The 18,587-nt window shown below is 67.7% G+C and carries 19 protein-coding genes; 5 read left to right on the forward strand and 14 right to left on the reverse strand.

The window, feature by feature from the left end; all coding sequences use genetic code 11:
• Window positions 1-236: 236 nt before the first annotated feature.
• Window positions 237-908 carry a nuclear transport factor 2 family protein gene (locus D7D52_RS15695; RefSeq protein WP_120737212.1) on the forward strand — a complete coding sequence of 224 codons (672 nt, stop codon included), beginning with the start codon at window positions 237-239 and terminating at the stop codon, window positions 906-908.
• Window positions 909-1,064: 156 nt separating this feature from the next.
• Window positions 1,065-2,417, forward strand: a complete 1,353-nt coding sequence (locus D7D52_RS15700) for a D-alanyl-D-alanine carboxypeptidase family protein (RefSeq protein ID WP_120737214.1) — start codon at window positions 1,065-1,067, stop codon at window positions 2,415-2,417.
• A 9-nt stretch (window positions 2,418-2,426) separates the two neighbouring features.
• Here D7D52_RS15700 and yhjD read toward each other — a convergent pair whose 3' ends face one another.
• The 3 genes from yhjD to D7D52_RS15715 are packed head-to-tail and all read right to left on the reverse strand — an operon-like array spanning window position 2,427 to window position 5,485.
• Window positions 2,427-3,452: an inner membrane protein YhjD gene (gene yhjD / locus D7D52_RS15705; protein WP_120737216.1), complete on the reverse strand. Its 1,026-nt coding sequence runs from the start codon at window positions 3,450-3,452 to the stop codon at window positions 2,427-2,429.
• Between the two features lie 38 nt (window positions 3,453-3,490).
• A complete protein-coding gene (trpS, locus tag D7D52_RS15710; RefSeq protein ID WP_120737218.1) occupies window positions 3,491-4,516 on the reverse strand; it encodes a tryptophan--tRNA ligase in 1,026 nt (341 codons plus the stop codon).
• Window positions 4,517-4,537: 21 nt separating this feature from the next.
• Window positions 4,538-5,485 (reverse strand): oxygenase MpaB family protein, encoded by a 948-nt coding sequence (locus D7D52_RS15715; protein WP_120737220.1) that lies wholly within the window; start codon window positions 5,483-5,485, stop codon window positions 4,538-4,540.
• A 112-nt stretch (window positions 5,486-5,597) separates the two neighbouring features.
• Here D7D52_RS15715 and D7D52_RS15720 point away from each other — a divergent pair, with 112 nt between their 5' ends.
• Entirely contained in the window at window positions 5,598-6,236 is a 639-nt protein-coding gene (locus D7D52_RS15720; protein ID WP_246023880.1) for a TetR/AcrR family transcriptional regulator, read from the forward strand.
• Between the two features lie 3 nt (window positions 6,237-6,239).
• Here D7D52_RS15720 and D7D52_RS15725 read toward each other — a convergent pair whose 3' ends face one another.
• From D7D52_RS15725 to D7D52_RS15745, 5 genes are all read right to left on the reverse strand, one after another.
• Complete coding sequence (locus D7D52_RS15725; protein ID WP_120737224.1) at window positions 6,240-7,352, reverse strand: outer membrane protein assembly factor BamB family protein; 1,113 nt, start codon at window positions 7,350-7,352, stop codon at window positions 6,240-6,242.
• A gap of 114 nt (window positions 7,353-7,466) precedes the next feature.
• Window positions 7,467-9,137, reverse strand: a complete 1,671-nt coding sequence (locus D7D52_RS15730; protein WP_120737226.1) for a phospholipase C — start codon at window positions 9,135-9,137, stop codon at window positions 7,467-7,469.
• Window positions 9,138-9,251: 114 nt separating this feature from the next.
• Entirely contained in the window at window positions 9,252-9,764 is a 513-nt protein-coding gene (locus D7D52_RS15735) for a barstar family protein (protein ID WP_120737228.1), read from the reverse strand.
• On the reverse strand, window positions 9,764-10,249 hold the full coding sequence (locus tag D7D52_RS15740; protein ID WP_120737230.1) for a guanyl-specific ribonuclease: 486 nt from the start codon (window positions 10,247-10,249) through the stop codon (window positions 9,764-9,766). Before D7D52_RS15740 ends, D7D52_RS15735 begins: the two co-directional genes overlap by 1 nt.
• On the reverse strand, window positions 10,246-11,052 hold the full coding sequence (locus D7D52_RS15745; RefSeq protein WP_120737232.1) for an exodeoxyribonuclease III: 807 nt from the start codon (window positions 11,050-11,052) through the stop codon (window positions 10,246-10,248). The genes D7D52_RS15740 and D7D52_RS15745 overlap by 4 nt, the downstream gene beginning before the upstream one ends.
• Before the next feature lie 69 nt (window positions 11,053-11,121).
• Between D7D52_RS15745 and D7D52_RS15750 the strand changes: the two genes are divergently transcribed.
• Together D7D52_RS15750 and D7D52_RS15755 are read left to right on the forward strand one after the other, a co-directional pair.
• Window positions 11,122-11,976 carry an alpha/beta fold hydrolase gene (locus tag D7D52_RS15750; protein WP_120737234.1) on the forward strand — a complete coding sequence of 285 codons (855 nt, stop codon included), beginning with the start codon at window positions 11,122-11,124 and terminating at the stop codon, window positions 11,974-11,976.
• 104 nt (window positions 11,977-12,080) lie between these two features.
• Window positions 12,081-12,899 carry an SAM-dependent methyltransferase gene (locus D7D52_RS15755; RefSeq protein WP_120737236.1) on the forward strand — a complete coding sequence of 273 codons (819 nt, stop codon included), beginning with the start codon at window positions 12,081-12,083 and terminating at the stop codon, window positions 12,897-12,899.
• Between the two features lie 3 nt (window positions 12,900-12,902).
• Here the strand turns inward: D7D52_RS15755 and D7D52_RS15760 are convergent, their stop codons facing one another.
• The 6 genes from D7D52_RS15760 to D7D52_RS15785 form a co-directional block, all read right to left on the reverse strand.
• Window positions 12,903-13,343, reverse strand: a complete 441-nt coding sequence (locus tag D7D52_RS15760; protein ID WP_162958331.1) for a hypothetical protein — start codon at window positions 13,341-13,343, stop codon at window positions 12,903-12,905.
• A gap of 264 nt (window positions 13,344-13,607) precedes the next feature.
• Window positions 13,608-14,870: an acyl-CoA dehydrogenase family protein gene (locus D7D52_RS15765; RefSeq protein WP_120737240.1), complete on the reverse strand. Its 1,263-nt coding sequence runs from the start codon at window positions 14,868-14,870 to the stop codon at window positions 13,608-13,610.
• 18 nt (window positions 14,871-14,888) lie between these two features.
• Complete coding sequence (locus D7D52_RS15770; protein ID WP_120737242.1) at window positions 14,889-15,767, reverse strand: SDR family oxidoreductase; 879 nt, start codon at window positions 15,765-15,767, stop codon at window positions 14,889-14,891.
• A gap of 65 nt (window positions 15,768-15,832) precedes the next feature.
• A complete protein-coding gene (locus D7D52_RS15775; RefSeq protein ID WP_120737244.1) occupies window positions 15,833-16,702 on the reverse strand; it encodes a MaoC/PaaZ C-terminal domain-containing protein in 870 nt (289 codons plus the stop codon).
• Complete coding sequence (locus tag D7D52_RS15780; RefSeq protein WP_120737246.1) at window positions 16,699-17,160, reverse strand: type II toxin-antitoxin system Rv0910 family toxin; 462 nt, start codon at window positions 17,158-17,160, stop codon at window positions 16,699-16,701. The genes D7D52_RS15775 and D7D52_RS15780 overlap by 4 nt, the downstream gene beginning before the upstream one ends.
• Before the next feature lie 86 nt (window positions 17,161-17,246).
• On the reverse strand, window positions 17,247-18,452 hold the full coding sequence (locus tag D7D52_RS15785; protein WP_120737248.1) for a lipid-transfer protein: 1,206 nt from the start codon (window positions 18,450-18,452) through the stop codon (window positions 17,247-17,249).
• Between the last annotated feature and the right edge of the window lie 135 nt (window positions 18,453-18,587).

Raw genomic sequence — 18,587 nt, forward strand, 5'->3', positions numbered from 1 at the left:
CAGATCCAATCATTTGAAAGTTGATCGATAATGAAAGAGTCTCTCAGTTTGGAGACACTGTCAATTCTTGTCGTGTCATGGGTGCGAACCCGGGGCGGGGCGGTGCATCACCCTTCCGGCGGTCCGATACCGCGGTCCAAATCCCTGTCGCGACATGAAGACTCCAGGCTGATACCGTCGTGCGGTCCGTTTGAGATCTGCGACCCCACAACGGGTCTGGACAGGTGAGGCACGAAATGACCGACCAAGCAATCGAATCCGTCGAGACACCCCTGCATCTGCAGGGGCGCGACGCCGTCATCGCCGCCGCGGCGCCCGACGACTGGCGTGAAGGTGCCCCCGACTACCACCTGAGCAAGGAAGTCATTCCGGTCGAGCGCACCACCCAGCACGCGCCGGATTCCTTGGAGCACATCGTCGAAGAGCTCGTGAAGGTCTTCGAGATGGAGGTCTCGCACAAGAAGGATCCCGCCAAGTGGGTCTCGCTGGTGGCCGAGCACTACCGCGGCCGCGTCAACGGCGGCCAGTGGCAGGACGCCGAGGAGTTCGCTCGCATCGGCTCCTACAACATCCTGATCGGCGAGAACCCCTTCTACGACGTGGAGGGCGAGAACTTCGAGTCCTCGCACAAGATCTTCCACACCGCCTTCCCGGGCGGCTTCTTCTGGGAGGTGCTCGAGGTCCTCGCCGGCCCGCCCACCGTCACCTTCAAGTGGCGCCACTGGGGCCGCTACGAGGGCGAGTACAAGGGCCACCAGCCCACCGGCGAACTCATCGAGATGACCGGCATCACCATTGCCAAGGTCTCCGAGGACCTGCGCATCCTCGAGCTCGAGCACTTCTACGACAACAACAAGCTGCTCGGCCCGCTGGCCCACGGCTGCCCGGTCACCCACACCGCGAACTAGCCGCTGCCACAACACCTTCCGCTTCGACGAGCCCCCGATCCCACCTCCCGCGAGATCGGGGGCTCGGGCACGTCCCGGCCGCGCGGCGACACGGGCACAGCGATCCTGTGAACCGTGGCGCGCCCGCGTGTCCGGTCGGCGTTAAAGTCGGGCGCGATGAGTATCCGCAGGTATTCGCGCCGCCCCGCTGTCTCGGCCGAGCGCACCGCTGTATCGGCCGAGCGCACCGCCGTGACGGCCAAGCGTGCCGCCGTGACGGTGGCTGCCGTCGTCGCAGCCGTGTCCGGGTTCGCCTTCGCGCCGGGTCCCGGTGACGCGACGGCCCAACCGTCCACCACGACAACGCCGTTCACCACGCCCAACACCGACGGCTGCCCGAACAAGACCACCCCGCCGTCCCCCATCGACAGCTCGGAGGTGCCCGAACCCGGGCAGACCGCCCCCGGCCCGCTGCCGATCCCGGACCCGCCCGTCGGCGGCAAGGCACTCGGCGGTTGCGGCGTCCTGCTGCCCGCGGGCGCGGGCCCGCTGCCCGAGGGCATCTCGGCCACCGCCTGGGAGGTCGCCGACCTCGATACCGGCAAGGTGATCGCGGCCAAGGATCCGCACGGCCGCTACCGGCCCGCCTCCACCATCAAGGTGCTGCTGGCCTCGGTGGCGATCCCGGCGCTGGACCTGGACAAGACGATCGTCGGCACCCAGGACGACGCCAATGCCGACGGCACCCGCGTCGGCATCGGCCCGGGCGGCCGGTATACCAACAAGCAGCTGTTCCAGGCCCTGATCATGGCGTCGGGCAACGATGCCGCGCATGCGATCTCCACGCAACTGGGCGGTGACGACGCCACCGTGGCGAAGATGAACGCGCTGGCGAAACAGTTGCGCGCGTTGGACACTCGCGCCGCCACCCCGTCGGGGCTGGACGGTCCGGGCATGAGCATCTCGGCCTACGATCTGGCGCTGCTGTTCCGGCACGCCATGACGCTGCCGCTGTTCGCGGAGCTGATCCACACCGAGCAGGTCGACTTCCCCGGCTTCCCTGCCAACCCGAAAATCCCCGACGACAAGGATCATCCGGGCTTCCCCATCGCCAACGACAACCATCTGCTCTACGAGTACGACGGTGCGATCGGCGGCAAGACCGGCTACACCGACGACGCCCGGCAGACCTTCGTGGCCGCCGCCGCACGCAACGGCCACCGCTATGTGGTGACCCTGCTCAAGGCGGATGTGCGGCCCTTCCGGCCGTGGGAGCAGGCCGCCAAGCTGCTCGACTACGCGTTCGCGCTGCCCGCCGGCGCGAGCATCGGCACCATGCCCGACGCCTCCGGCAAGACGCCGGAATCGTCTGTGGCGCTGGCGAGTCCGCCGACGCCGGACGCGGCCCAACCGGCCCCGGCGGACGACGGCTCCGATCACCACGCGCTGCGGATCGCGCTCATGGTCGGCGGGGTGGCGCTGGTGGTCGTGCTGCTGCTGGCCGCCCGGCGGGTGAGCCGGCGGCGGTGAGCGGATCGCTCACCGGCGGCGGCGCATCGAAAGCAGGGTCGCCGCAAGGGCTCCCGCGCCGAACAGGGCCGCGCCCTTGCCCGCGGACAGTTCGGCGATGGTGGCGCGCGGCCGGATGATCGCCGGGCCGGGCGGCGGAATCTCGGCGGGCACGTCGTTGTCCGAGGCGGTCGCGGCCCACGCGGTGGCGAACAGCAGGATGCGGGCGGTGAAGTAGCTGAACACCATCAGCCCGATGATGGGACCGAAGACCACGCCCGCCGGACCGGTCACCACCGATTTCAGGATGATCGAGGCCAGCTGTTTGAACACCTCGAAGATGACGGCCGCGATCAGCGCCGCCCGGGCCGCGCTGCGGAAGGTCACCGGATGGCGCGGCATGCGGGCGATGATCCACACGAAGACCGCCCAGTTGGCCAGCACCGCCAGCACCAGCGATCCCACCGCCAGCAGCACCTCGACCGCGGTCGACTCGTGCACGTTCAGACGCTTCAGCAGCGTGTTGATCAGCCCGCTCGAGGCCAGGATGGACAGTCCGATCGAGACATTGAACGCGACGAACAGCCCGATCAGCGCCAGCAGGTCGGAGGCCTTGGTGACGAACCAGTTGCCCGGCTTGGCCGGCTGATCCCACTGCTCGGTGAGCGCCGCGCGCAGGTTCGCGATCCAGCCCAGCCCGGCATAGGCGCCGGTCACCAGGCCGATGCTGCCCACCCCGGCGCGCGACTGCACCGCCTTGTGGATCAGGTCGTTGATGGAGTCACCGGCCGAGCCCGGAATGTTCTCCACGATCTTGTGCTGAATGTCGGTGAGCAGCTGCGGGTTTCGCGACAGCACGAAACCCGCCACCGCGAAACCCACCATCAGCAGCGGAAACAGCGACAGCACGGTGAAATACGTGATGCCCGCGGCGTAGTAGTCGCCCCGCTGGCGCTGATAGCGCCCGCCCGCGCGGACCACATGGTCCAGCCACGGCCGCCGCCGCACCTGCCGTTCGGCCCACGCCTTGACGTTCCCGACAACCTTCCCGAACACACCGCCACCTCCGCCACGATGCGCGGCGGCCGGCCGGGTCAGCGGGCCAGAAAGCCCACCCGGTCGTACACCTGCGCGAGAGTCTTCCCGGCGACCTCCCGTGCCCGCTCCGCGCCGGTGGCCAGAATGCGATCGAGTTCGCCCTGGTCAGACATGTATTCTTCCACCTTCGCCCGCAGCGGTGTCACGAACTCGACGAGTGCGTCCGCCGTGTCGGACTTGAGGTCACCGTAACCCTTACCGGCGTAATCCTGTTCGAGGGTGACGATCGGGGTGTCGGTGAGGGAGCTGAGGATGACCAGCAGGTTGCTGACACCCGCCTTGGCCTGCGGGTCGTAGCGGATCTCGCGCTCGGCGTCGGTGACGGCGGAGCGGATCTTCTTGGCCGAGACCTTGGGATCGTCGAGCAGGTTGAGAAGGCCCGCGTCGGTGGTGGCCGACTTGCTCATCTTCGCGGTGGGATCCTGCAGGTCGTAGATCTTGGCGGTGCCGGTCACGATGTGCGGTTCGGGGACCACGAAGGTCTTCTTGTAGCGAGTGTTGAAGCGCTGCGCCAGGTTTCGGGTCAGCTCCAGATGCTGGCGCTGATCCTCGCCGACCGGCACCAGCTGCGCCCGGTAGAGCAGGATGTCGGCGGCCATGAGCACCGGGTAGGTGAACAGGCCCACGGTCGCGTTGTCCGCGCCCTGCTTGACCGACTTGTCCTTGAACTGGGTCATGCGGCTGGCCTCGCCGAACCCGGTGAGGCAGTTCAGCACCCACGCCAGCTCGGCGTGCTCGGGCACCTGGGACTGCACGAACAGCGTCGACCGCTTGGGGTCCAGCCCCAGCGCGAGCAGCTGCGCCGCCGACACCTTGGTCCGCCGGCGCAGCTCCTTGGGATCCTGCGGCACCGTGATGGCGTGCAGGTCCGGAATGAAGTAGAAGGCGTCGAACTCGTCCTGCAACCGCACCCAATACTGCAGCGCGCCAAGGTAGTTGCCGAGGTGGAAGGAATCGCTGGTGGGCTGGATTCCGGACAGTACCCGCTGCTTACGCTCAGCGGTCGGCTCAGGACTGGACATGAACCGATCTTCGCATGTCCGTCACGCCGAATTTCTGGCCACCCAGTTGCGCGGATCCACCCCCGGCATGCTGGGGCGGCCGGAGCCGACGAGTTGTTGTTCGCGGCGGGTGACCAGCTTGTAGAGGGGGTAGCTGGGGCCGGTCATCGAGGTGGCGAGGGGGTTGCCGACCAGGGGCGGGGAGACGTGGGCGGTGCGGATGGCGCGGGCCAGGGCGCGGTAGGCGGCCTCCTCGCGCAGGCCCCAGCGCAGCTCGTACATGTCGCGGATGCGCTGGGGCAGGCTGCCCTGGACCAGCAGGGAGAAGCCGGAGAGGGCCTGCTGCACCGGCATCGGGAGCGGGTGGGCGATGCGCTGACCCATCAGGTAGGAGCCGACCAGTTTGGCCTCATCGGTGAGGAAGGGTTCGGCCGAGGCCAGATAACCGTCGAAGTAGTCGCGGAATTCGCGGTAGGTGTAGGGCGCGGCGCTGCGCGGCATGCCGAACAGCTCGCCCCAGCGCACGTAGTCCTGGTACAGGCCCTCGCGTTCGGTCGGGGTGAGGCGGCGGACCAGCAGATCGTGCATGACCTCGGCGGAGTCGAAGGTGAAGGCCATGGTCATGAACATCAGCTGCGGATCGTTGGCCGAGTAGCGGGTGCCGGCCGGGTTGGCGTGGCCCGCGTCCTCGGGCAGCACGCCCTCGACGGGCGCGTGCCGCTTGCGGGTGAAGGCCCGGGCGCGGTCGGCTTCGGCGCGGGTGCCCAGGGAAACCGCTTCGAAGAGGCGGCCGGTCAAGGCCAGGCGGGTGTAGGGGGTCATTCGATGCTGGGTGTTCTCGGCGGTCCCGACATAGAGCAGCGGATGCACCGCGCCGATCACCAGGGCCCGCTGGCCGTAGGTGAGCCCGACCGCGCGCTTGCGCATGACCCGCCGAATCATGGAGTCGTCGGAGAAATAGCCGGACTTGTTCGCCGCGCGTGCAGGCATCGTCGCCTCCTCAGGTCGTGGCATGAAACACCACATCTGGTCACAGAGTCCCCCAGATTCGTTTTTCTGGCAAGACCTTCTACCAGAATCGCGACCGTGCCAGAATCGCTTCGTGACCGGGCAACGGACCTACGGCGGCATCCCCGCGGACGAACGCCGCACCCAGCGCCGCACCGCCCTGCTCGACGCCGCCCTCGACCTCCTCGGCGCCGGCGGCATCGACAAGCTCACCGTCTCGGCCCTGTGCGCGGGCGCGGGCCTCAACGAGCGCTACTACTACGAACACTTCGACGGCCGCGACGCCGTGCTGTCGGCCCTGTTCGACAGCCTCGCCGAGGAATTGGCCGCCGCCCTGCTGGCCGGGCTGCACACCGCCCCCGACGACCCGCGCGCCAAGGCGCACGCCGCCATCACCGCCGGCATCGGCGTCCTCGCCGACGACCCGCGCAAGGCCCGGGTGGCCCTGCTGGTCGGCTCCGCCACCCCCGAACTGCGCACCCGCACCACCCACACCATCAAGGCGTTCGCGAATCTCGTTGCCGCCGAGGGCATCGACTTCTACGGCCTCACCGACCGCGACCCGAAACCGCTCATCGGCTTCCGCGCCACCTACCTCGTCGGCGGCCTCGTGCACACCCTCACCGCCTGGCTGCAGGGGGACCTCCCCATGACCCGCGCCGAACTCGTCGACGCCACCACCGACGTCTTCGTGCTGCTGGGCGAGGATCTGGCGCGTGAGATTCGCCGCTGAGGATCAGCGCACGAACGCGACCACGGACGCGCCGTCGGCGGATTCCGCATAGCAGTGGGCGTCGCCGACCGCGAAGGGCACTTCGGACCCGGACCTGTCCGGAATCGATTGCATCCAGCGGATTTTGCTGGTGCGGGCGTCGATGGCGCGCAGGGTGCGGGCGGTCAGCAGGTAGAAGGCTCCGGTGGCCGAGTAACCGGCCGCGCCGGCGGTCTCGCCGGTGTCGGAGAGGGTGAGACTCCACAGCGGCTGGGCTTCCCCGCCGGGGCGCATGGCGTGCAGTTTGGCGCCGTCACAGAGGTAATAGGCGTCGGCGGAGCCGAAGACGGTGTCGGCCGGATAGGGCAGGGCGGGCGTGTTCCACAGGGCGGCACCGGTTTTCGGGTCGAGACCGGAGACGGTGTGCGCGCCGTCGGTGGCCAGCACGGCGCCGGCGACCAGTCCGGAGCCGAGGGTGGCGCGGGCGCCGAGATCACCCGGCCGGGACCAGAGGGTGGCGCCGATTGCGGGGTCGAGGGCCGACAGGGCGCCCTGGTCGCAGGTGTAGAGCGGTGAATCAGGCTCGGGCACAAACAGTTCGGCGTTCTCACACGGCACCTGCCAGCGCACGCTCTTGTCGCGCAGGTCCACGGCCCAGACTTCGCGACCGCCCTTGCCAGAACCAGTGGCGATCAGATAGAGCAGCTGGTCACGCACCCCGAACACACCCTCCAGTTCGACACCGGCGGGTGCGTCGAAGGTCCATTTGCGTTCTCCCGACGCCACTTCCACGGCCACGGCGCGCTGAACGTCGGCGTCGGGCTCGGTCCCGCAGACCACCAGCGTGCTGCCCCACGCACAGGAGCGAGTGCTGATCCCGTGCGTGGTGATCGGCAGCCGCCACGCCTCCCGCCCGCTCTTCGCGGTCACTCCCGCCAATCCGGCGTCGGTCTGGACCACGACACCGCCGGCGGCGTAGCGGAGTCCCCGCACGCCGCCGTCGACCCCGTATTCCCAGGCGATGCTCCCGGAGGCCGCGGTATCGGTCTCTCGTCGCGGGCTCGTGCACGCGGCCAGGGCTCCGGCCGTGAGCAGAATCGCCCCGTCGCGCAATACTTTTCGACGATTCCTCAACACTTACCCCACTCACTGGACGCACTGTCGCCCGACTATAGGGGTAAGCGGCATCGCTCAAACGCAAAACCGCCCGGCCTGTCCGTACGGACAGGCCGGGCGGTCACGACACGGCGATCAGCCGGCGGCGCCGGTCTTCGGGTCGAGCGCCAGCGCGGGCTGGGCGGCGGTCTTGAAGTCGAACATGGCGTCCAGCGTGCCCGCCCGCTCGTCGAAGGAGTCGTCGCCGATGCGACCGGTCTTCCAGTTGTCCTCGATGAACTTCAGCACCGAAGCCTGGTCGGTCACGCCGTGATCGACGAAGTTGGCCTTGGCGTAGGGCGAGATGACCAGCAGCGGCACCCGCTGGCCGTAACCGCAACGGCCCTGGTACTTGGCCGGATTCGCCTTGGCGTCACCGCAGGTGCCGGCGCCGCTGTAGCCGTCCTGCTCGGAGGCGGAGTTCATGACCAGCTTGGGAGCCGCGTGGTCGTACCAGCCGTCGGAGTCGTCGTAGGCGATGACGACCGCGGTGTCCTTCCACTCCGGCAGCTTCTGCAGGTGGTTGATGGTCTCCACCAGGAACTGCTGCTCGTCCAGCGGGTCGGAGTAGGCGGCGTGCCCGTCCTGGTAACCGGCGGCCTTGAGATAACTGACGGCGGGCAGGTTGCCCTTGTCGGCGGCGGCCCAGAAGTCGGTCAGGTCGTACTGGTGGTTGGCCTGATCGGTCTGCCCGATCTTGTCGACCGAGGTCGGCGGCAGGTGATGCGGGTTGGCCGTCGACGGGTAGTACTGGAACGGCTCGTGGTGCGGGATGTAGTCGCCCTTGGTGTCCCAGCCCTTGGGGCTGCCGTCCTTGGCGCCCGTACCGCCCAGTGCCACACCGACATTGTGGGTCGCCCCGCAGACGGCCTTGCCGTCCTTGGTGTCGGTCGGCTTGAAGCCGCCCTGGAAGAAGCCCCAGCTGACGTTCTTCTTGTTGAGCAGGTCACCGATGTTGGTGCCGGACAGCTGCACGGTGTCGCGGTTGGAGCAGTCGTCGCCGTAGGGCTGCGGGTCGCCGACCACGGTGCCCTGGCCGTTGCCGGCATCGGGCAGCACGGTGTCCGCGGGGAAGGGCTGGCCCGGCTTGGGCGGCTCCATCTTGGTGACGCCGTGGGTCTGGCCCGCGACCAGGTTCAGCGCGCCCACGGTGGACGGGCCGAAGGTGGTGGTCCAGGAGTTGTCGCTCATGGCGTAGTGCTGCGCGTAATTCCACAGCGCCGTCACCGAATTGCCGTCGTAGTAGCCCATGACCAGGCCCTGCGGACCGTAGGTGGGCTGCTTGCACGCCTTGCCCTCGGAGACGTTGGTGTGCTCGACGAACTGGTCCATCTTGCCGCCGTCGAGGGCGAGCTGCTCGTCCTTGTACTCGTGGTCCTGATCGCAGGTGATCTGCTGATCCGGGCCGCCGAGCCGCACGGGCTGGGCCTTGTTGGGGTTCTTGGTGAGCAGGTCCGGCGTGAGGCCGTCCACCTTCGGCGTGTTCGGCAGCGCCGTGAACTTGGTGCCGTCGGTGTTGGCCGCGTTCGGGTAGGTGCCGAAGTAGTGGTCGAAGGAGATGTTCTCCTGGAAGATCACCACCACGTGCTTGATCGGGGTCGCGGTGTCGGTGTCCGCGTTGGCCGCCTTGTCGGACGACGACGAACACGCGGTGGCGCTCAACGCGACCAGCGCGGCGAACGCTGCGGCGGCGCGGCTTCGGGTACCGAAGCGGCGACCGCGGGCGACAGCCGGGCGTGGGCGACGGCGACGAGCCGAGGCGGGCATGGAACCTCCAGGTCGATCCGGATCGCGTCGGCCGCGATCACATAGCGAGACCATTTCAGCGTCACTGACCAGTTTGTTCGACCGCAGGTGAACGGGAGAGGAAACTCCGGTGAATCACGATTCCCGGGGCGCGGGGTCCAAAACCAATGGCGAAACGGACATTCCGGGCGGAGTGGCGTCTTGCAGGACCACCCGGAAAACAATGCCGCGCCGCGCCCACGACGCCGCGCAGTCGTCCATCGCCGCGGCGAACCACGCTCGCTCCCCCGGCTGTTCGTCGAGCATGAGCGCGGCATTGCGGACGACCGCCACGTATCCGCGCGCCGGGCCGACGAAATCGTCGAGGTCGCGCAGACATTCGTCGAACGCGTCCTTGTTCTCCCCGAAGTAGTAGGGGAATTGGAACGCGGCGGCGAACTCGTCGAAAACCCCTGCGACCGTGCGCATCTTGCGACCGCGCAGTTCACGCGAGAGGTATCCGTCCGGAATGCGGTAACGCACACCGGAGAATTCGGCCGCACCGATCGGCAGCACGCCCAGCACCGGTGCGGGTGTCCGCCGCGTGGCGTGATCGGCGGAATCGGAAGCGGCGGAGAGGAACTGCGACAGCGGCATCGGCTCGGTCATCAGCGCATCCTCGTGAAGGTCTGGTAGTGGTCCCCCGTGTAATACGCCGACCCGTCGCTGCCGGTGATGATGCGCTCGGCGTCGCGGGTCTGCCCCGGCTGCTTGGGATTGACGTCCCACTCCTGATAACTGATGGCCTTACCGGACGAATCCTTGCGCGGCAGTTGACCATCCCGATTGTTCCAAGGGTCGCCACCGTGCGTGCCCGGCGCGTTGGCCGAGCCGGGCCAGCGCCCGGCGTCGATCTCGACCAGCGTCTCGTAGGCGCGATCCGGCACGCCAGGCGCCTTCGACGGCGCGACGGACTGATCCGCGGGTTTGGCGCCACCCGGTTTCGCCGTGGTCTGCACCGTCGAGCTCGCGACGGCCTTGCCCCCGTTGGTGTCCCGATGCTCGCTCACCCGATTGGCCACGAACGCCGCCAGCAACAACAGCACCGCGACGCCCAGCGTGAGCCAGGCGCGCGTCTTCTTGGAGGCGTTCATCGGTACTGCACCGTCACCGGCGCGTGATCGGACCAGCGTTCGGCGTAGGTGGCGGCCTTCTCCACCACGGCCTGCTTGGCGCGGGTGGCGATATCGCCGCGCGCGAGCTGATAGTCAATCCGCCAACCGGCATCGTTGTCGTAGGCGCGGCCGCGGTAGGAGTGCCAGGAGTACGGTCCCGGGACGCCCGGATGCAGATCGCGGACCACGTCGCGGTAGCCGGCGGCCAGCATGGACGACACCCAGGCGCGTTCCTGCGGCAGGAAGCCCGCGTTCTTGACGTTGCCCTTCCAGTTCTTGATGTCGAGTTCGGTGTGCCCGATGTTCCAGTCGCCCATGATCACGAACTCGCCGGGATGCGCGAGCATGCGGGCGCCGATGGCGTCGAGGAAGCGGTACTTCTCGTCCTGCATCGGGGTGTCGGCCTCGCCGGTGTGGACGTAGACGCTGGCGATGGTGAGGTCGTCGAAGTCGGCCTCGAGGTACCGGCCCAGGGTGGCGAATTCCGGGACCGGAGACCAGGTTTCGCCGTCGAGCAGGCCGACGCCGACGCGCACCGCGTCGGGTTCCTTGCGGGACAGGATCGCCACGCCCGCACGCCCCTTGAGACCCGGCTCGGCATGGCTCAGGAACCATCCGGCGTCCAGGGCGGGCGCTAGCGCGCTACGGGTTTGCTCATCGGTCGCCCGAGTCTCCTGCAGGCAGACGATATCGGCCTCGGTCGCGGCCAGCCATTCGAGCAGTCCCTTGCCCGACGCGGCGCGCACTCCATTGACGTTGCACGTACTGATGATTTTCGCCACTTCACGACCGTACAATGCGGCTTACCGACTCTCTTCACGGACATCGAGGTCCAGGAAGGGGTGACGACGATGACGTCAGGCACCACCCGGCCCACCGCCCCGCCCGCGCCCATGCGCGCCCTCCACACCGGCTCCGGCGAACCACTGCTCCTGCTGCACGGATTCATGATGTCCCCGCATTGCTGGGAACAGGTGGCGCAGCGCATGGCGAGCCATTGCGAAGTGTTCGCTCCCGCCTTCACCGGGCATTGGGGCGGACCCGATTTCGAGGGCTGGTATCTCGATGTCAGTGCCCTTGCCGATCGCGTAGAAGACCAGCTCGACGAGATGGGCTGGCGCACCTGCCATATCGCGGGCAATTCGCTCGGCGGCTGGGTCGGCTTCGAACTGGCGCGCCGCGGGCGCGCCCGCACACTGACCGCGATCGCTCCGGCCGGCGGCTGGCAAACGCCCTCGGCCATCCAGTTTCGGGTCGGCCTGAAGTTCCTGTCGCTGGTGCCGCTGGTGGAAATCGGCAAACATCTGCCGGACTACATCGCCTACAGCGGGCTGGTTCGGCAGGCGGTGGCGCTGCTGCTCACCAAGAACACCTCGGCGGCCTCGCGCGCGGGGCTGGAGGCGGCGATCACCTCGGCCATGCACTGCAAGGCCATGCTGCCGATGCTGGTGAGCGGCCTGCGTTTCCCGGCCCTGGAGAATCTCGCCACGCTGCGCACCCCGGTGCGGCTGCTCATGTGCGAAAACGACCGGATCATCCCGAACCGCACCTTCGCCCGCCGCTTCCTCGAGGAACTCCCCGAGTCCGCGGATCGCATCCTCGTGCACGACGTGGGCCACGTGCCCATGCTCGAGGCCCCCGATCGCATCGCCACCCTGATCGCCGAGCACGTCTACGCCAGCCGCACCCGGCTGCGCGCCGTGTGAACGGCCTCCGGCACCTGATGCGTTACCGGGAACGAGGCGCCGGAACACCTTCTCTTACATAGGATTACTTCCACAACGGAGTCCCTCGATCAGGGGAGTGTGGAATGACGCAACAACCGCAGGTCGATCAGTCCAAGCCGAGCATCGCCCGGGTATACGACTATCTCCTGGGCGGCAAGGACAACTATGCCGTGGACCGGGAGGTCGGAGACTACTTCTTCAAGGACCTGCCCGGGTCGGTGGACATCGCCCACTCCAACCGCAACTGTCTGGTGCGCGCCGTCGGCGAGATCGCCCGCGGCGGCATCACCCAGTTCATCGACATCGGTTCGGGTCTGCCCACCGCCGACAATGTGCATCAGGTGGCGCAGCGGCAGCTGCCCGCCCCGCACGTCGCCTACATCGACAACGATCCGATCGTGCTGGCCCACGGCCGCGCCCTGCTGGAGACCGACGAGAACACCTCCGTCATCCAGGCCGACCTGCGCGACTCCGAGACCATTCGCAATCATCCGGAAGTGTTGCGGCTCATCGACTTCGACCGGCCCGTCGCCGTCATCTTCAGCGCCATCCTGCACCACCTCAACAATGACGAGAAGCCCGAGCAGGTGGTGCGCTACTGGGCCGACCAGCTCCCCTCCGGCAGCATGCTCTACATCTCCCACTTCCGCTCCGGCTTCAACGAGGAAACCCGGGTCGCCGAACAGAAGCTGCAGGCCACCTTCGGCCGCGGCCGCTGGCGCACCGACGAGGAAATCCTCGCCCTCTTCGGCGATCTCGAAATCCTCGAACCCGGCCTCGTCCCCTGCGCCCTCTGGCGCCCCGAACCCACCGCCGAAGGCGTCCCCCGCATCGGCAGCGACCACCACGACCTCAGCGTCTGGGAACAACTCATCTCCGCCGCCCTCTCCCGCAAACCCTGAGCACTACTCGATCTGGTTGCCGCCCAGGCGAAACGGCATCGGCGCCGGGGGTGGGGTGAGGTCGTAGGCGTGGTTCATCCAGCGGTTGCTGGGTGGGGAGTAGAGGCCGATGAGTATGAGGGCCACGGTGATCAGGGGGAGGAGGCCGAGGGGGGTGGAGAAGGTGTTCGCGACGGCGAGGGGGGCGAGCAGGATTTGGGTGATGGTCACCGGGGTGCGGGGCCACCAGCGGCCTCGGTAGAGGGCCGCGCCGGCGGCGATGGCCAGGAGGGCGGGGGCGGTGGCGGCCACGACCAGTTCCAGCGCCGAGGATCCGTTGGGGGGGCGGGTCATCGAGCGAATCGCCAGTGCCGCGCCCGCGAGGCCCTCGCCGACGACGAGCAGGCCCGCGAGGCGCACGAGCGATGGTGGTTCTCCCCAGTCCTCCGGTCTCGGTTCAGCCACCCGACAAGGCTAGGTCCGCGGCGGTAAGGATTGCAGCCCTCCGGCGGTTGCGATTCGATTGCGAGGTAGTAGCTATCCGGCTTCATCTCACGGTTGCGCACCGACGCTGCCGTTGAAATCGCTGAGCAGATCGGTGATTTCGACCGGATTGTCCCGTTGGTTCGGGTTGCTCGAGACACCGCCCGTGGCCGCGGAGACCCTCGCGAAACGAGGTGCTCCGCGGCCCGGTGCGGTGACGTCGTTGTCACTCCCGATGTGCGCGCCTCAGTGGGCGAGCAGGCCCTTGGCCACGTGGGTGACCTGAATTTCGTTGCTGCCCGCGTAGATCATGAGCGACTTGGCGTCGCGGGCCAGCTGTTCGACGTGATACTCCGACATGTAGCCGTTGCCGCCGAAGAGCTGGACCGCGTCCATGGCCACCTCGGTGGCGACCTCGGAGCAGTACAACTTCATGGCCGACGCCTCCGCCAGGCTCGGCGGCTTGCCGGCGGCCGAGCGTTCCAGCGCGTTGAAGACCATGTTCTGCACGTTGATCCGGGCGACCTCCATCCGGGCCAGCTTGAGCTGCACCAGCTGGAAACGGCCGATCTCCTGACCCCACAGCTTGCGGGTCTTGGCGTAATCCACACAGAGCCGGTGGCATTCGTTCACGATGCCCAACGCCATGAACGCGACGCCGATGCGTTCGGCGGTGAAACTCGAACGGGCGCTTTCCCGTCCGTCACCGCCCTTGTGCTCCTCGGTCTCGCCGAGCAGCCGATCGCGGCCCAATCGCACATTGTCGAAGAACAATTCACCCGTCGGGGAGGCGTGCAAGCCCATCTTCTTGAACGGCTTGCCCTGCGTGAAGCCCTCCATGCCCTTGTCGAGCACGAAGGTCAGCACCTTGCGGTCGCGCTTGTCGCCGCCGTCGCCCTCGTCCAGCTTGGCGTAGACGATGACGGTGTCGGCGTACGGGCCATTGGTGATGAAGGTCTTCTGGCCGTTGAGAATGTAGTCGTCCCCATCGCGGCGCACGTAGGTCTTCATGCCGCCGAACGCGTCCGATCCCGAATCCGGTTCCGTGATCGCCCACGCCGCAACCTTTTTCATGGTCACGATGTCGAGCAGCCAGCGTTCCTTCTGCGCCAGCGTGCCCCGCGAGAGAATGGTGGTGGCTCCGAGACCGATGCTCACCCCCATGGCGGTGACCAGCCCCATGCACACCCCGGACAACTCGCTGACCAGCACCGCCATCAGCGATTCCTGTCCGGCGAAGGCGCCGCCCTCGCCGGTGGACTTCTTCTTCTCCGGCAGCGGCTCACCGGCCGCGAGCGCCTCCTCCCGCTTGCGTTGCCGGGCCAGCAGTTTGCCGATCGACTCCGACCCCAGCGCGTCGATGCCGAACTCGGCGAACAGCTTCCGGATGATCGGGTAGGGCAGCATCTCACCGCTGTCGAGGGCGTCCAGATGCGGGCGCACCTCCTTGTCGATGAACCCGCGGACCGCTCCGCGAATCAGCTCGTCGGTCTCGGACCATTCGAACATCGTTGTCCGCCTTTCTGATTACGGCAGTCGCCCGGCGATATCGTCGATCAGCCACGGGCCCTCGGTCTCGATGGTCTTCACGTCGTGCCAGCCCGCCAGCTCGGAGATCGCGCCGCCCTGCACCGCGAACACCTTGCCGGTGATCGGGCACTTCTCGGTGGCGAGATACGCCACCAGCGGGGAGATATTGGCCGGGCTGAAGGCGTCGAACTCGCCGTCCTCGAGCCCCGCCTGCTGCGCCGCCATCATCTCGCCCATGCCCGGGGTGGCCAGGGTGAGACGGGTGCGGGCGATGGGCGCGATGGCGTTCACGCGCACGCCGTAGCGGGACAGCTCGTCGGCCGCCACCAGGGTCAGCGCGGCGATCGCGGCCTTGGCCGCACCGTAATTGCCCTGCCCGGCATTGGGCACGGTGACGCCCGACGCCGACGCGGTATTGACCACCGCGGCGACCGGCTGATTCCCGGCCTTGGACTGCTCCTTCCAATACGCGGCCGCGTGCCGCAGCACCGCCGCGTGCCCCTTGAGGTGCACGGCGATCACCGCGTCCCACTGGGTCTCGTCCATGCCGGCGAGGAAGGCGTCGCGCAGGATTCCCGCGTTGTTCACCACCACATCGAGGCGGCCGAACTCCGAAACCGCCTGATCCACCAGGTTTTTCGCGCCCTGCCAGTCGGCCACGCTGTCGGTGTTGGCGATCGCGCGCCCCCCTGCGGCGACGATCTCGTTCACGACCTCGTGCGCCGGACCCGCGTCCGTGCCCTCACCGGCATTGCTGCCGCCGAGATCGTTGACCACGACCGCCGCACCCTCGCGCGCGAACAGCAGCGCGTGCTCGCGGCCGATCCCGCGACCGGCCCCGGTGATGATGGCGACCCGTCCGTCGAGTGCACCCATGAAATATCTCCTCTACACAAGGAATTGGCCCGTGCCCGCCCGCCACCGCGGGCGGGCACGGGAGGTCAGGAGTTGTCGGCGATTTCCGCGAGCCCGTCGCCGAGCACGGTGTCGTCACCGCGCACGGTCCGGAAGGCGTAGGTCGTGACACCGTTCTCGGTGCCGACCTTCCAGATCTGGGTCTCCAGATCGTCGCCCGGGAACACCAGCTTCGAGAAGCGCACCGCATACCGTTGCAGCCGAGCCACATCCGAGCCCGCCACCTGGGTGAGCACACCCCACGACGACATCGCCATGGTGCACAGGCCGTGCGCGATGATGCCGGGCAGCCCGGCGTCCTTGGCGACCTGCTCGTCGAGGTGCAACGGCACCGGATCACCCGAGGCCGGGGCGTAGCGGTAGGTCTGATCGGCGTCCACGTGCGCGGCCGCCGTGGCGAGCGGCTCCCGCTCCAGCAGCGCCGGATCGAAGCGGTGCGCCGGGGCGCGGTCGCCGACCCGCTCGCCCGCGTCGACATTGCGGAAGAACGCGGTCAGGTACTGCTCGTTGACCAGTTCGCCGTCCTCGGAACGACTTTCGATGAGGATGGTGATGGTCGAGCCATTGTCCTTGCCCTCGTAGCCGATGGCCTTGGCCCGGGACACCAGCTTGTCACCGGGCCGGATGGGCCGGTGGAAGTGGAAGTCCTGCTCCCCGTGCACGACCCGGCCGAAGATGCTCATCGGCGCCACGTCGATGACCGGCACCATCATGGCGTCGAACACCGGCACGATGGCGAAGATCGGCGGGGCGACATCGCCTTTCACGTGTGCGGGGATGGGATCGTTGGTGGCCGCCGCGTATTCGGCGATGCGTTCGCGGGTGACCTCGAACGGTTCCTCGTCCGACCAGTTGTCGAGCCCGGACTTGTCGAATTCGACTGCCGTCGAAGTCATCTCGCCTCCTCCTCCACGCGGCTTGCCGCCGAGGCGAGGGCGTCGAGCGCGGCGAGAGTTTTGTCCAGCTGCGCGAGGCCATCCTTCTCCACCGCCTTGCCCAGCGCGCCCTTGATCAGCGCGCCCTCGAAATCACCGGAGACCGAGAACTTGCTGCCCTCGCCCTCGGGGGTGATGTCGAAGGAGAACTGCACCTTGACCCCCGCCATGCCGGTGCCGCTGAGCACCAGCTTGTTCGGGGAGTCGACGCTCTCGACCACCCACTCGATCTTGTTGGCCATGCCGAGCATCATGATCTTGGCGGTCAGCTTCGCGCCGGGGGCGAGCACGGCCGGCGGCTCCTCCATCCAGCGCTCGTGGATGGAGAACCACTTGTCCCAGGTCTGCGGGTCGGAGACGACGGCCCACAGGCCGTCGGGGGTGGCATTGAGGTCCTTGGAAGCTTCGATGTGTCCCATGGGTTTGCCTAACTCTCGCGGAGAGGGAGATTGAAGGGGTGGTCAGCATTCCGGCCGCGGGGTGGCGGCCGGAGATCGTCGATGGGTCAGCGGTCCGCGCGCTGGTAGGCGGTGACGACGGCCGCGCCGCCGAGGCCGATATTGTGCTGCAGGGCGGCGGTGACGTTGTCGACCTGTCGCTTGTCGGCGGTGCCGCGCAGCTGCCAGGTGAGCTCGCTGCACTGCGCCAAACCCGTTGCGCCCAAAGGATGTCCCTTGGAGATGAGCCCGCCGGACGGGTTCACGACCCACTTGCCGCCGTAGGTGGTCGCGCCGGTGTCGATGAGGTGCCCGGCCTCACCCTCCTTGGCCAGCCCGAGCGCCTCGTACAGCAGCAGCTCGTTGGCGGAGAAGCAGTCGTGCAGCTCGATGACCTGGAAGTCCTCCGGGCCCAGCCCCGCCTGCGCGTAAACCTTCTCGGCGGCTTGGACATTCATGTCGTAGCCGATGAGGTTCTTGGCACTGCCGTCGAAGGTGGACTGGAAGTCGGTGGTCATGGCCTGCCCGACGATCTCCACCGCCTGCCGCGACAGGTCGTGGCGGTCCACGAACTCCTCGGAGGCCAGGATGACCGCGCCCGAACCGTCGGAGGTGGGCGAGCACTGCAGCTTGGTCAGCGGGTCGTAGATCATGCGCGAGCCCAGGATGTCGTCGAGCGAATACTCGTCCTGGAACTGCGAATACGGGTTGTTGACCGAATGCTTGTGGTTCTTGTACCCGATCTTGGCGAAGTGCTCGGCGGTGGTGCCGTACTTCTTCATGTGCTCGCGCCCGGCCGCGCCGAACATCCACGGGGCCACCGGGAACAGCACCTCGGAGATCTCCGCGAGCGCCATGATGTGGCGGCCCATCGGCTGTTCGCGATCGTCCCAGGTGGAGCCGAGCGAACCCGGCTGCATCTTCTCGAAGCCCAGCGCCAGCGTGCACTCGGCCAGCCCGCCGCGAATCGCCTGCGCCGCGAGGTAGAGCGCGGTCGAGCCGGTGGAGCAGTTGTTGTTGACGTTGACCACGGGGATGCCGGTCATGCCCAGCTCGTAGACGGCGCGCTGACCGGAGGTGGATTCACCGTAGACGTAGCCGACGTAGGCCTGCTCGACCTCGCGGTAGTCGATTCCGGCATCCGCGAGGGCCTTGGTCCCGGACTCGCGGGCCATGTCCGGGTAGTCCCAGTCGCTGCCGTCTTCGTTCTTGCGCCGGCCCGGCTTCTCGAACTTCGTCATGCCGACGCCGACGACGTAGACCTTGTTCGTCATCGAACTCCTCAGGTAGGTGTGCGTAAACAAACATACAAAGCTGTATGTAAGTCGGCAAGAGGGTACGGCGAATCCGTGTCGAAACGACAAGATCAACAGGTCGGGACCGGGCAACGGCACATACAGCCGCGTCGG

The sequence above is a fragment of the Nocardia yunnanensis genome, from assembly GCF_003626895.1.
GTDB lineage: Bacteria > Actinomycetota > Actinomycetes > Mycobacteriales > Mycobacteriaceae > Nocardia > Nocardia yunnanensis.